This window comes from Burkholderia sp. AU27893, from assembly GCF_002223205.1.
Classification (GTDB): Bacteria; Pseudomonadota; Gammaproteobacteria; order Burkholderiales; family Burkholderiaceae; genus Burkholderia.
Window position 1 is genome coordinate 1,547,152 of the sequence record NZ_NKFD01000004.1, and the last position, 13,334, is coordinate 1,560,485.

Annotated in this window: 11 protein-coding genes; 2 read left to right on the forward strand and 9 right to left on the reverse strand. The window is 68.5% G+C overall.

Annotated elements, in window-relative coordinates; translation table 11 throughout:
- Positions 1-144: 144 nt before the first annotated feature.
- The 7 genes from CFB47_RS26760 to CFB47_RS26790 all read right to left on the reverse strand — a co-directional run bounded on the left by CFB47_RS26760 (position 145) and on the right by CFB47_RS26790 (position 9,474).
- Positions 145-699, reverse strand: a complete 555-nt coding sequence (locus tag CFB47_RS26760; protein ID WP_089457971.1) for a carboxymuconolactone decarboxylase family protein — start codon at positions 697-699, stop codon at positions 145-147.
- A 32-nt stretch (positions 700-731) separates the two neighbouring features.
- Positions 732-2,066, reverse strand: a complete 1,335-nt coding sequence (locus CFB47_RS26765; RefSeq protein WP_089462825.1) for an aspartate aminotransferase family protein — start codon at positions 2,064-2,066, stop codon at positions 732-734.
- Positions 2,067-2,081: 15 nt separating this feature from the next.
- On the reverse strand, positions 2,082-3,131 hold the full coding sequence (locus tag CFB47_RS26770; RefSeq protein WP_089462826.1) for a C45 family peptidase: 1,050 nt from the start codon (positions 3,129-3,131) through the stop codon (positions 2,082-2,084).
- A gap of 19 nt (positions 3,132-3,150) precedes the next feature.
- The gene (gene glnQ, locus CFB47_RS26775; protein ID WP_059455259.1) at positions 3,151-3,879 is read right to left on the reverse strand and encodes a glutamine ABC transporter ATP-binding protein GlnQ; all 729 of its coding nucleotides are present in this window, start codon (positions 3,877-3,879) and stop codon (positions 3,151-3,153) included.
- Positions 3,876-4,532, reverse strand: coding sequence for a glutamine ABC transporter permease GlnP (glnP, locus tag CFB47_RS26780; RefSeq protein WP_089462827.1), 657 nt, complete (start codon positions 4,530-4,532; stop codon positions 3,876-3,878). Before glnP ends, glnQ begins: the two co-directional genes overlap by 4 nt.
- A 66-nt stretch (positions 4,533-4,598) precedes the next feature.
- Positions 4,599-5,351 (reverse strand): glutamine ABC transporter substrate-binding protein GlnH, encoded by a 753-nt coding sequence (glnH, locus tag CFB47_RS26785; RefSeq protein WP_089462828.1) that lies wholly within the window; start codon positions 5,349-5,351, stop codon positions 4,599-4,601.
- A gap of 583 nt (positions 5,352-5,934) precedes the next feature.
- Positions 5,935-9,474 (reverse strand): ABC transporter ATP-binding protein, encoded by a 3,540-nt coding sequence (locus tag CFB47_RS26790; RefSeq protein ID WP_089462829.1) that lies wholly within the window; start codon positions 9,472-9,474, stop codon positions 5,935-5,937.
- A gap of 119 nt (positions 9,475-9,593) precedes the next feature.
- Here CFB47_RS26790 and CFB47_RS26795 point away from each other — a divergent pair, with 119 nt between their 5' ends.
- Positions 9,594-10,568 carry a LysR family transcriptional regulator gene (locus CFB47_RS26795; protein ID WP_089462830.1) on the forward strand — a complete coding sequence of 325 codons (975 nt, stop codon included), beginning with the start codon at positions 9,594-9,596 and terminating at the stop codon, positions 10,566-10,568.
- 27 nt (positions 10,569-10,595) lie between these two features.
- Here the strand turns inward: CFB47_RS26795 and CFB47_RS26800 are convergent, their stop codons facing one another.
- A complete protein-coding gene (locus tag CFB47_RS26800) occupies positions 10,596-10,967 on the reverse strand; it encodes an MAPEG family protein (protein WP_089442817.1) in 372 nt (123 codons plus the stop codon).
- Positions 10,968-11,268: 301 nt separating this feature from the next.
- On the opposite strand from CFB47_RS26800, the gene alr reads away from it, so the two are divergent.
- Positions 11,269-12,390, forward strand: a complete 1,122-nt coding sequence (gene alr, locus CFB47_RS26805; protein ID WP_089462831.1) for an alanine racemase — start codon at positions 11,269-11,271, stop codon at positions 12,388-12,390.
- Between the two features lie 137 nt (positions 12,391-12,527).
- Here alr and CFB47_RS26810 read toward each other — a convergent pair whose 3' ends face one another.
- Entirely contained in the window at positions 12,528-13,322 is a 795-nt protein-coding gene (locus CFB47_RS26810; RefSeq protein WP_089462832.1) for an enoyl-CoA hydratase, read from the reverse strand.
- Positions 13,323-13,334: the final 12 nt, after the last annotated feature.

The window sequence follows — 13,334 nt, forward strand, 5'->3', positions numbered from 1 at the left end:
TATCGACGTGAACAAGCCATCATACGCGGCGATGGGCCGTCGATCCCGCACGAATACATTTGGTTGCATTGTGCCGGAACAGGTCGGCAACACGTTCGTCAGACGTATCGCTTCCGCTGCTCCGGCACGATCAACGCGCGGGCATCACTCCGGAAACGGCAGTTCGGTCTGCCCTTGCGCGCGCATGCCGAACGTGTTCAGCGTCATCGCGACGAGCGCGTAGTAGCCGAGCAACGCAACGAGATTGACGACGGTTTCGTGGCCGAAGCGCGCTTGCGCCCGTGCGAACGTCGCATCGCTCACGCGCCGCGTGTCGTACAGCTCGCTCGCGAATGCATGGATCAGCGCATCGTCGTCCGACTCGAATGCGGGTGCGACGCCGCGCCGGATCGCATCGGCCGTCGCGGCCGGCACGCCCGCGTCGAGTGCGATCGGATGGTGGATGTGCCACTCGGCCTGCGAGCGCCAGCGCGCGGCCGTCACGAGAATCGCGAGTTCCGACAGGCGCAGCGGCAGGCCCGTGCGATAGCGGCAGAACGCGCCGAGCTTCTGCGCGTGCTGCGCCAGCTCGGGGCTCGCGATCCAGCCGAGAAACGGCCCGTTCAGGTTGCCGCGCGGGCCGCTGAGAATGTCGGCCAGCACGGCCTTCTGTTCATCGGTGGCCGATGCGGGATCGAACGGAGGCAATCTGTTGGTCATGGCGAAGTCCTGACAAGGTTCGACGAATACGGTCACGCGCCGGCCGACGCGAGCGCCGCACCGATCGCGCCCGACAGCCGCTCGACGATCGTATCGATCTGCTGCGCGGTGCAAATGAACGGCGGCGCGACCAGGATGTGATCGCCGTGCACGCCGTCGATCGTCCCGCCCATCGGATACACCATCAGGCCGCGCTGCATCGCTTCGCGCTTGACCGCCGCATGCAGCTTCAGCGCCGGATCGAACGTCGCCTTGCTGTCGCGATCGCGCACGAGCTCGATGCCGACGAACAGCCCGCGGCCGCGCACGTCGCCGATATGCGGATGCGCGCCGTAATGCTCGCGCAACGACGCGCGCAGTTGCTCGCCGCGCGCCTTCACGTTGTCGAGCAGCTTCTCCTCGGCGATCACGCGCTGCACTTCGAGCGCGGCCGCGCACGCGGTCGCATGGCCGAGGTACGTGTGGCCATGCTGGAAGAAACCCGAGCCGTCGACGATCGTCCGGTAGATGCGGTCGCTGACGAGCGTCGCGCCGATCGGCTGGTAGCCCGCGCCGAGCCCTTTCGCGATCGTCAGCAGGTCGGGCGCGACGCCGTCTTCATCGCACGCGTACAGGTAGCCGGTGCGGCCCATCCCCGACATGATCTCGTCGAGGATCAGCAGCACGCCGTACTTGTCGCACACCGCGCGAATCTTCTTCAGGTACGTGCGCACCGGCGGCACCGCGCCGGCCGTTGCGCCCACCACCGTCTCCGCGACGAACGCCGCGACGTTGTCCGCGCCGAGTTCGACGATCTTCCGTTCGAGCTCGTCCGCGAGGCGCTGCGCATACGCTTCGTCGGTTTCACCCGCCTGCTGGTCGCGGTACGCATAACACGGGCTCACGTGGTGTGCCTCGATCAGCAGCGGCAGGAACGGCTCGCGCCGCCACGCATTGCCGCCGATCGCGAGCGCGCCGAGCGTGTTGCCGTGATAGCTCTGGCGCCGCGCGATGAAATGGCGGCGCTGCGGCTCGCCCTTCTCGACGAAATACTGGCGCGCGAGCTTCAGCGCGGCCTCGACCGCCTCGGAACCGCCCGACACGAAATACACGTGTTCGAGGCCGGCCGGCGCGGCGTCGACGAGCCGGTCGGCCAGTTCTTCGGCCACGTCGGTCGTGAAGAACGACGTGTGCGCGTACGCCAGTTGCTGCGCCTGCCGCTTGATCGCGTCGATCACGCGCGGGTTGCTGTGGCCGAGACACGAGACGGCCGCGCCGCCGCACGCGTCGATATAGCGTTTGCCGGTCGAATCGATGATCTCGATGCCGTCGCCTGCGACGGCAACGGGCAAGGTGGCGCGCGGTGCGCGATGGAAAACGGTCGTCATGCGTTGCCTCATGGATCAGGACGCGTCGTGCGCGCGCCCGGACGGCACGATGCGCGTCGCGAAACGCTGCGTGCCGTGTTGGTGAAGAGTGAAATCGATCGATGCCGCGCCGATCGCGAACACGGCCGTGGCCAGCGTGTTCTCGTCGTCGGGGTCGGCCGGATCGTCGCGGTAGATCGGCAGCCCTTGCGGCGCGCGATCGCCGAGCACGCGCAGCAGCGCGGCTTCGTCGATCGCGTCGATGGCGGGCGTCAACGCGTCGACGCGGCGCTGGCGGTCGGCCGACGATTGCGTGACGATCTGCGCTTGCGCGTCGCAGCCGGGATGCACGAGATGGTTCGCATGCCCCGCGAGCCGCGCGACGTCGATCACCGAACAGCGCGCGACGCTTGCCTCGATGCTCAGCAGCCGCGCATCGCCGGTCGCGCCCAGCGTGTGATGAAAGCCGCTTGCGCGCGCATGGCTACGCAGCACGTCGGCCGCCGCGTCGAGCGACGTGGCATCGAGCACCGCGCGCGCGAGGATCATGCGCGGCACGCCCGCTGCCGGCGTGCGGATCCGCAGGTTGTTGATCGCCTGCGCGATGCCCGCGCGGTTCGCCGCAAAGGTATGGCCCGGCAGTGAGCCGGGGTAATAGAAGCTGATGAAGCCCGGCTTGCCCGCCGGCTGCACGTCGACGAGCAGGCAGCGCTCGCGCAGGTACGGGTCGCCGTCCTCGTTGTGCGCGATCCAGCGTGCGCCGGCCGCGTCGCGCGCGGCAAGCGTCGTGCAGCCGTCCGGCGCGTTGTGGATCAGCTCGCCGCGGCAGTTCCACAAGAAGATGTCCTCGGCCGGCCAGCCGACACCCGCCGCGATCCCGTCCAGCTCCGCGACGAGCTCCGGATACGCGGCCAGCGCAGCCTGCCGCAGCGCGGCGACGAACGGATGGCCGCGCCAGCGGCGCACGGCCTGCCACGCGCTGCTCTGCTGCATGTATTCATCGAATACGGGGCGGGCAAGCTCGCCGAGGCGCACGCCGATGTCGAACGGCGCGCCGGCGATGACGGGGGAAAGGGAAAGCGGCATGTCGGTATTTCGTTTTCGTTCAGGACACGTGTTTCAGGAATTCCTTCAGGCGCGGAGTCGGCGGCCGGTCGATCAGCTCGACCGGATGACCGTCCTCGGCGATGCCGCCCTGATCCATGAACAGCAGGCGCGTGCCGACCCGTTTCGCAAAGCCGATCTCGTGCGTGACGACGATCATCGTCATCCCTTCGGTCGCGAGATCCTGCATCACTTTCAGCACTTCGTGGCGCAATTCCGGATCGAGCGCCGAGGTCGGCTCGTCGAACAGCATCAGCCGCGGCCGGATCGCGAGCGCGCGCGCAATCGCGACGCGTTGCTGCTGGCCGCCCGACAGCTCCGACGGGTAATGATTCGCGCGCGATTCGAGGCCGACCTTGTCGAGCAGCGCCATCGCCTGGTCGCGCGCGTCGGCACGCGACGCGCCACGCACCTGGATCGGCCCGAACATCACGTTCTCGAGCGCGGTCATCTGCGGAAACAGGTTGAACTGCTGGAACACCATGCCGGCTTCGAGCCGGATGTTGCGGATCGTCGTCGCGTTGCCGCGCACGCTCTGGCCGTCGACGAGCAGCTCGCCGCCGGTGATTTTCTCGAGCGCGTTGATACAGCGCAACATCGTCGACTTGCCCGAACCCGACGGGCCGACCACGACGACCACCTCGCCTGCGTCGATCTTCAGGTCAATGTTCTTCAGCACCGGCACGTGGCCGAAGCTCTTCGACACGTTCTGGAATTCGATCATGCTCATAAGATTTTCATCCGCTTTTCGACGAGCCGCAGCGTCAGCGTCATCACGCCGGTCAGTATCAGGTAGATAACGGCCACCGCACTCCAGATCTCGACCGCCTGGAAATTGCCCGCGATGATTTCCTGCCCCTTGCGCGTCAGTTCGCCGACGCCGATCACGATGAACAGCGACGTGTCCTTCAGGCTTACGATGCACTGGTTGCCGAGCGGCGGAATCAGCCGCCGGAACGCGAGCGGCCCGACGATCTTCAGCAGCACGCGCGGCATCGACAAGCCCATCGCGAGCCCGGCTTCCGTCAGCCCCTTCGGGATCGACAGCAGCGCGCCGCGCACCACTTCCGCGAGATACGCGCCGGAATTCACCGTGATCGCGATGATCGCGGCCGTCAGGCCGTCGATGCGGATATGCGCGAGCAGCGGCAGCGCGAAATACAGGAACATCACCTGCACGACGATCGGCGTGCCGCGGATCAATTCAATATAAACCTGGGCGAGCACGTTCATCGCCTTCGGTCCGTATGCGCGGAACATGCCCGCGACCATCCCGACGACGAAGCCGCCCACCAGCCCGAAAAATGCGATGAACACCGTCAACCGGACCCCGTCCATCAGGTCCGGCAACGCCGCCCAGATCGCCGACCAATCGAAATTCACTTGTCGCTCCCCGTTCGATTCAAGACCGGCGCGGCCGCCCGGCCGCGCGCTGTTGCGGCGTCACGCTCACATCTTCGGCGGTTCGGCGCCGAACCACTTCTTGTAGATCTGCGCGTAACGGCCGTCGGCCCGGATCTTCACGAGCGATGCATTGACCTTCGGCACGAGCGGGCTGCCCTTCGGGAAACCCATGCCGTACTTGTCGCCGCTGACCGGCTGGCCCGCGACCTTCACCTTGCCCTTGCCTTCGTTGTTCACGAAGAACTGCACGTTCGGCGTGTCGTGCATCGCCGCATCGACGCGGCCGGCTTCGAGCGCGAGGTAGGCCTGGTCGATGTTCGGGAACTGGCGGATCTCCTTCGGCTTCAGGTGCGCCTTGATCCAGTCGATCGTCGCGGTGCCGGTTTTCGCGGCGATCACCTTGCCGTTCAGGTCGTCGATCGACTTGATCGTCGTGTTGCCGGTCTGCACCATCGCCGCGAGGCCGCTGTCGTAGTATGGCGCGGAGAAGTCGATCGCCTTCTTGCGCTCCTCCTTGATCGTCATGCCCGACAGCGCGACGTCGATGTTCTGCGTCTGCAGCGCCGGGATCAGGCCCGCGAAATCCATCGGCTGGATCGTGTATTTCCAGCCCTGGTCCTTCGCGATCTCCGCCCACAGGTCGAGATCGAAGCCGACGTACTTGTCGCCCTGCTTGAACTCGAACGGCATGAACGACGTGTCGGTGCCGACGACGAGCGTCTTGGTATCCGCGTGCGCGAGGCTGGCGCCGAGCGCGGCAACGACCGCGACGGCTTTCAGGAAGGAACGGCGACTCATGGTTTCTCTCCGCATGATTGAGCGATGTGACCAGCCAGACGGCCGGCGGAACGACGACATCAAGCCGCACCGCAACATGCGATGTCGAATTAGACCTTAGTGCAACAAGTGTTGTCAATGGCGATACTACGACAACAAAAAAAACCGCAACGGGGAAATGCATCGAGACAAACCCGCGGCGCGCGGGCCGGATCAATCGGAGGAAAGGGGGTGTGGCCCGGCGGGAGGAAGCGGTCGGGCCGGATCGGGGTGCGCCGGCCGAAGGTGGCGTCTGACGGGCAGTGGGCGGTCAGTGGGCGGTGGCTGCGGTCTGGCCGGGAGGGTTTGCCGTCCCGGGGATCACGCGAGAGAGGAGAACGGCGGCGCAGCCGATCGGCGTCGTCCGCTGTCGCCCGTGCGCTCGTCGGCCCATTGGTAGTCCGTCGGCAGCCCGTTTATCAGCACCGATCGTCGGCGCTTCGACGCACGGCGCGTTGCCGCAGCGGCCGCCGCGCGATGCCGGCAGTCGCCGGCGCGGTTCAACGGATATTGCGGAAAGCGCGCGGCCCCGCCGGCCGGCCGCGCGCCGCCGATGCCGCGTCGCTTACGCCGCCACCCCGCTCGCCTGATGCGACACGAGCCGCGCATACGCGCCCTGCCGCGCCATCAGGTCCGCATGCCGCCCGGCCTCGATCACGCTGCCGTGCTCCATCACGAGGATCAGGTCGGCATTGCGCACGGTCGACAGCCGGTGCGCGATGATGATCGACGTGCGCTGCGTCATCAGGTCTTCCAGCGCCGCGCGAATCTGCTGCTCGCTGAGCGTGTCCAGATGGGACGTCGCTTCGTCGAGGATCAGCACCGGCGCATCCTTCAGGAACGCACGCGCAATCGCGACACGCTGGCGCTGGCCGCCCGACAGCTGCACGCCGCGCTCGCCGACGCGCGTCGCGAGCCCGTCCGGCAGCCGCGCGACGAAGTCGCCGAGCGCCGCATGGTCGATCGCACGCTGCACGTCGGCGTCGGACGCATCGTTCGCGGCGAGCCGGATGTTCGCTTCGAGCGTGTCGTTGAACAGATAGGTATCCTGCGCAACCAGCGCGATGTGCTGGCGCAGGTCGTCGAGCCGCAAGTCGCGCAGGTCGACGCCGCCGAGCGTCACGCGGCCCTGCTGCGGATCCCAGAAGCGCAGCAGCAAGCTCGCGACCGTCGACTTGCCGGCGCCCGACGCCCCGACCAGCGCGACCGTGCTGCCGGGCGGCACGTCGAAGCTCACGCGGTCGATCGCGGGCACGCTGCGGCCTGGGTACGTGAAGGACGCGGCCTCGAACCGCACCGCCGGATCGGCAGGCATCGCATGCGTGCCGTCCGTCACCGGCACCGGCTCCTTCTCCAGCGCACGCAAGCGTCGCGTCGACGCGATCGTGTCGGCGAGCTGGCGCGCGACCTGGCCGATTTCGGCCACCGGCATGAAGGCGGCCACCGCCACCAGCACCAGCAGCGGCAACGACTCGCGCGGAAACCAGCCGCGTGCGCACAGCAGCGCGCCGAGCGCCGCGACGACCAGCCCGCCGAGCCCGCTCGCGATTTCCAGCGCGGCACTTTGCGCCGACAGATCGTCGAGCAGCTTTGCGCGCTGCTTGCGATACGCATCGACTTCGGCCACGAACGCTGCGCGCCGGCGTGCAACGGCCTGGAACGCGGTCAGTTCCGCGAGCCCCTGGATCGTTTCGGTCAGGTGCGCGCCGAGCTGGCCGAGCGCTTCTCGCGCGCCGGTGCCGAGCCGGTCGACGTCGCGCCGCGCCAGCACCGGCGCAAGCCCGGCCCACAACAGGAACGGCAGCAGCACGAGCGCGAGCGGCCACGCGACCGACGCGAGCAGCACCAGCACGGCGGCCGGCACGAGCACCGCGACGAACGCGGGCGCCAGCGTGTGCGCATAGAAATACTCGACGGTCTCGACGTCCTGCGTCGCGAGCGACACGAGATCACCCGAACGACGACGCAGCAGCCCGGCCGGCGCGAGACGTTCGAGCGTCGCGAACAGCGCGATGCGCATTTCCGCGAGCAGCCGGTACGCCATATCGTGCGCGAGCCACGATTCGAGCCAGTGCAGCACGGCCGCCACCGGCGCGATCACGAGCAGCGCGGTGACGAGCGCCGGGCTCACGTGGCCACTCGGTACCGCACCGACCACCAGCGCGCCGATCACGCCGACGCCGATGAATGCAAGCACGCGGCCGATCCCGAACAGCACCGTCAGCACGACCTTGCCCGTCCACGGGCGCACGAAGCGCAGCAGCGTCCGCAGGGTTTCCGGCCAGCCGATCTCGGCCGCATCGTCGTTCAGCGGCCGCACTTGCGGGCCCGACGACGCGCGCGCGGTCGCGCCGGCCGTTGCTGCCACGCCGACCGATTCGGCGACCGCTTCCAGTTGCGGCCCCATCAGCCGGCGATACGGGCCGTCACGCGCGATCAGCGCCGCGTGCGTCCCTTCGTCGACCACTTGCCCCTGATCGAGCACCAGGATGCGGTCGGCGCCGATCACGCTCGACAGCCGGTGCGCGAGCACGAGCGTGGTCCGCCCGCGCGTGAGCCGGTCGAGCGCCTGCTGGATCAGCGCTTCGTTCTCCGCATCGACCGACGACAGCGCCTCGTCGAGCAGCAGGATCGGCGCATCGCGCAGCAGCGCGCGGGCAATCGCGAGACGCTGGCGCTGGCCGCCCGACAACATCAGCCCGCGTTCGCCGATGCGCGTCGCGTAGCCGTCGGGCAGCGCCGAGATGAAATCGTGCGCGTTGGCCGCGCGAGCGGCAGCGATCATGTCCGCGTCGCTCGCGTCGGGGCGGCCGAGCCGCAGGTTGTCGGCCACGCTGCCGTCGAACAGCGTCGCGTCCTGCGCGACGACCGCGATCATCTCGCGCACCTGGCCGGCATCGAGCGTGCGCACGTCGTGGCCGCCGATGCGGATCGCGCCGCCCTGCGCATCGTGCTGGCGCAACAGCAGGCGCACGATGGTCGACTTGCCCGCGCCGCTCGGCCCGACGATCGCCACCGTCTCGCCTTCGCGCACCGAGAAGCTCAGCGCCGCATGCGCGTCCGCGCGGCGCCCCGGATACGCGAAGCTGACGGCGTCGAACGCGATCTCGGGCCGCAGGCCCGCGACGCGCGGCGCGTCGGTGGCCGGTGCATGACGCTGCGCGTCGAGCAGCGCGTGGATCGCATTCGCCGCCGACTGGCCGATCATCCCCTGGTGCAGCACGGCACGCAGGTCGCGCAGCGGCCGGAAGATCTCGCTGCCGGCCATCAGCACGATCAGCAGCGCCTCGAGGCTCATGTCGCCGTGCCGCACGCGCCACGCGCCGACGGCGATCGCGGCGGCCGCGCCGAGGCCGGTGCCGAGATCGGTGAAGAGCCGCGTCAGCAGGCCGAGCGCGAGCACCCAGAACGTGCTGTCGGACAGCGCGCGCGCCTTTGCGGCCAGCTTCGCGCCGAATGCCGTGCTTTGCCCGAACGCCTTCAGCGTCGGCAGGCCTTGCACCGCGTCGAGGAACTCCTCGCCGAACGCCTTGAAGGCGGCCGAGCGCGCGAGCGCCGCACGCTTGTCGGCGCGATGCACGAGTTGCGGCAGCGCGAGCGTGACGAGTGCCGCGACCAGCAGGATCGCGGCCGTCGGCACGTCCCACCACGCGAGCACCGCGAAGATCATCACCGGCGCGCACGCGGCGATCACGAGCTGCGGCAAATAGGTGCCGAAGAAGGTCTGCAGTTGCTCGACGCCGTCCACGACGGCCAGCATCACGCCGCCCGTGCGTTCGCCGCTGAACCACGCGGGGCCGAGCGCGGCGATCCGGTCGAACAGCCGCGCGCGCAGCGTGGCCTGCACGCGCCCGGCCGTGTGCTGCGCAAGCACCGTGCGGCGATGGTCGAGCCACGCGCGCAGCAACACGCAGGCCGCCGTTGCAACGACGGCTTCGCCGATGCTGCGTGCCGGCGCACCGGCAAAGACCAGCGCCAGCACGCGGCCGAGAAAGACGAAACGCAGGATCCCGACACCCATCGCGAGCAGGCCGAGCGCGACGGCCGCGGCCACCCGCCAGCGCAGTCCCGCCATCATTGCCCATAGTCGTCGGTCGAAATACATGAAGCCCTCCGGTGGTGTCCGATGATGATTTTTCTTGACCGGATCGAGGCTACCCGCGCGGCCCGTGCGCGGCAAAAGATGATTTTTCAACGGGTGTTGAGTCAACTACAATACCCCGCATGTCGCACCTCCCTCCCCTCAGCGCATTGCGAGCTTTCGAGGCGGCCGTCCGCCTCGGCGGATTCGCGCGCGCGGCGGCGGAGCTGAACGTGTCGACGAGTGCGGTCAGTCACCAGATTCGCGCGCTCGAGGAATCGCTCGGCGCGCGGCTGCTCGAACGCAGCACGGGGCTCGGCGGCATCAGCCTCACGCCTGCCGGCGCACGCCTGCTGCCGGCCGTCAGCGATGCGCTGTCGCGGCTGACCGACGCCTGTGCCGACATTCGCGGCACCGCGCAACGGCTCACCGTATCCGCCAACGCGCCGTTTTCGGCAATGTGGCTCGCCCGCCGCCTCGCGGAATTCTCGTCGCTTCATCCCGACACGCCGCTGCATGCCGTCGTGCTCGATGACGAACCGGATTTCGCGCGCAGCGGCGTCGATCTGGCGATCGTGCACGTGCCCGCGCACCGGCTGCAGGCCGACGACGACATCCTGCTGCAGGAAACGGTGTTCCCGGTATGCAGCCCCGAACTGCATCCGTTTGCCTCCGTGAACGTGTGCCGCTCCCGGCTGCTGCAGGAGATGCACGAGCACAGCCCCGAGATCGACTGGCGCAACTGGTCCACGGAATTCGGCCTGCCGGGCGACTTCGAGACGAAGATCGTCCGCTACAGCAGTTTCAGCCAGGTCATCGGCGCAGCGGTCGGGGGCGCGGGCATCGCGCTCGGCCGCGCGCCGCTGATCGAACCCGAGCTGCGCAGCGGGCGCCTCGTGCCGCTGAGGCCGGGCCTCGAACGCGCCGCGTCGTGGCGCTTCGTGCTGCGCCGCAACCCGTCGACGCGGCACCGGCTGCTCGATCCATTGATCGCGTTCCTGCGCCGCGAAGCGGAAGCCCACGCGGAAGCGGCAGCCGCGCCGATCGCGGGCCCGATCGTTGCGCCCGCATCCAACGACAGCCGCGTGCGCGGCACCGGCGGCGCGACCGGCAAGTAACGCGCCGGCCTCGCCCGCATGCGCCGCTTACGGCGCAGCGAAGAACAACGCGACCACGCACGCCATCCCGCCGAACCACACGAGCGAACGCAGCGACGCCCAGTTCAGCAGGTACATGAGCATGTAGACGACGCGGATCGCGACGAACGCCATCGCCAGCTGGTCGACGCGATGCACGTTCGCACCGTTGTGCCATGCCACCACCAGCGCGGCCGTGAACAGCGCAAGCGCCTCCCACCCGTTCTGGTGCGCGGCCTGCGCGCGGGCGCGCCAGCCTTCGAGTTTCGCCAGGTAGTCGCGCGGCGTGCGGTTGTCGTAGCCCTTGCGGGCCTTCGCGAGAAACGTCATCGAGAACGGCAACAGCGCCACGATGAACAGGCACAGCTGGGACGTCGTCATCAAAAGTCTCCTCCTTTATGATTACATTGATCAATGACAAGATCGCCGAGAGCTTAGCATTGCGTCGTGCTGTTCGCGCACCGGTTTTCTAGACGGGAGACTCGGCTGCACGGCCCGCCGACAGCCGCGACGCGCGTGGTTCGACACCAAAATTTCCACCAAATCGTCGACAAAAACGTTAATTAAAACTGGTCGAACACCAATAAGATAGCGCTCAACACTGGCCCGACGCGTTGTCGCGCCAGGCCGCCGAACCCGCGCCGCCGCGCGCGCCGAACGACATCCGATCCGAGACATCGCCATGCCCCGTCCCATCGTCGCCCATATCCGCCCTGACGCCGTCCGCCACAACCTCGACTTCATCCGCCGCGCCGCCGCGCAATCGCGCGTGTGGGCCGTGATCAAGGCCAATGCGTACGGTCACGGCATCGAGCGGATCTATCCGGGCCTCGCCACCGCCGACGGCATCGCGCTGCTCGATCTCGACGAAGCCGTGCGCGTGCGCGAACTCGGCTGGGACAAGCCGGTGCTGCTGCTCGAAGGGATCTTCGAGCCGGCCGACGTCGAGCTGGCCGATCGCCACCGCCTGACGGTGGCCGTGCACTGCGACGAGCAGCTCGACCTGCTGATCGCGGCGAAGCCGCAGCAACCGATCGACATCCAGCTCAAGATGAACTCCGGGATGAACCGGCTCGGCTACCGCCCCGCCGTGTTCCGCGCCGCGTGGGAGCGCGCGGCGAGCGCGCCGTCGATCGGCAAGATCACGCTGATGATGCATTTCGCGAACGCCGACGAAGGCGAAGTCGACTGGCAGCTCGACCAGTTCGATACGGCGACGGCGGGGATTCCCGGCGAGCGCTCGACGTCGAATTCGGCCGCCGTGCTGTGGCATCCGCGCGCGCACCGCGACTGGGTGCGGCCGGGCACGATCCTGTACGGTGCGTCGCCGACGGGTGCGTCGCGGGGTATCGCCGACACGCCGCTGATGCCCGCGATGACGCTGACGAGCAAGATCATCGGTGTGCAGACGCTGTCGCCGGAAGAGACCGTTGGCTACGGCCGCCGCTTCACGGCCGACCGGCCGATGCGGATCGGCGTCGTCGCGTGCGGCTATGCGGACGGCTATCCGCGCCACGCACCGACCGGCACGCCGATCGCGGTGGACGGCGTGATGACGCGCGTCGTCGGCCGCGTATCGATGGACATGCTGACCGTCGACCTGACGCCATGCCCGAACGCGGGCATTGGGTCGAGTGTCGAGCTGTGGGGCGACCAGGTAAAGGTGGATGACGTGGCGGAAGCCAGCGGCACGATCGGCTACGAGCTGATGTGCGCGCTCGCCCGCCGCGTGCCGGTCGTGATCGTGCCGCCGGGCGCGTCGAGCGAGCAGCCGACGCTGCGGACCGGCAGCTACGGGCGCTGATCAGCTTGGACGCGGCGGCGCACGCGCTGTTGCGTCGCCTGACGTGCGTGTCGGTTGCGGGTCGCCTCGGGCGGCCCGTTTGCTTTTCCGTGCGAGCGCAAGGCGTGGGTGACGGCCCTTCCGCTTCGTTCAACGCACTACGAACGCCACGTCGGCTTGCGCTTCTCGAGGAACGCGTCGATCCCTTCGCCCGCATCCTCCTCCATCATGTTGCGCGCCATCACGTCGCCCGCAAACGCATAGGCTTCGTCGAGCGGCAACTCGCGCTGGCGATAGAACATCTGCTTGCCATACCGCACCGCGGCCGGGCTCTTCGCGACGATCTCCGCGACTTTGCGCGCGACGGCCGCGTCGAGCGCATCCTCGGGCACGGCCTCGTTGACGAGGCCCCATGCGGCGGCCGTCGCCGCGTCGACGAAGCGCCCTGTCACGAGCATGTCGAATGCGCGCTTCGCCGTGACGTTGCGGCTCAATGCGACAGCCGGCGTCGAACAGAACAGCCCGACGTTGATGCCCGATACCGCGAAGCGCGCAGTATCGGCCGCGATCGCCAGGTCGCACGCGGCGACGAGCTGGCAGCCGGCGGCCGTCGCGATGCCCTGCACGCGCGCGATCACCGGCACCGGTAACGCACGCATCGCAAGCATCACGCGGCTGCACTGCGCGAACAGCGTGCGGTAGTAATCGAGTTCGGGCTGGCTGCGCATCTGCCGCAAGTCGTGGCCCGCGCAGAACGCCGTGCCCTCCGCGGCCAGCACGACGCAGCGCACGTGCGGATCGGCCGCCAGCGACTCGAACGCATCGTGCAGGCTCGCCAGCATCGCCTCGGACAGTGCATTGAATTGCTGCGGACGGTTCAGCCGCAGCGTGACGACGCCGTCGTGCGCGTCGCGCAACAGGATCGGCTCGGCCGTGTCTTGATCGGATTTCATGATGTTCCGCTC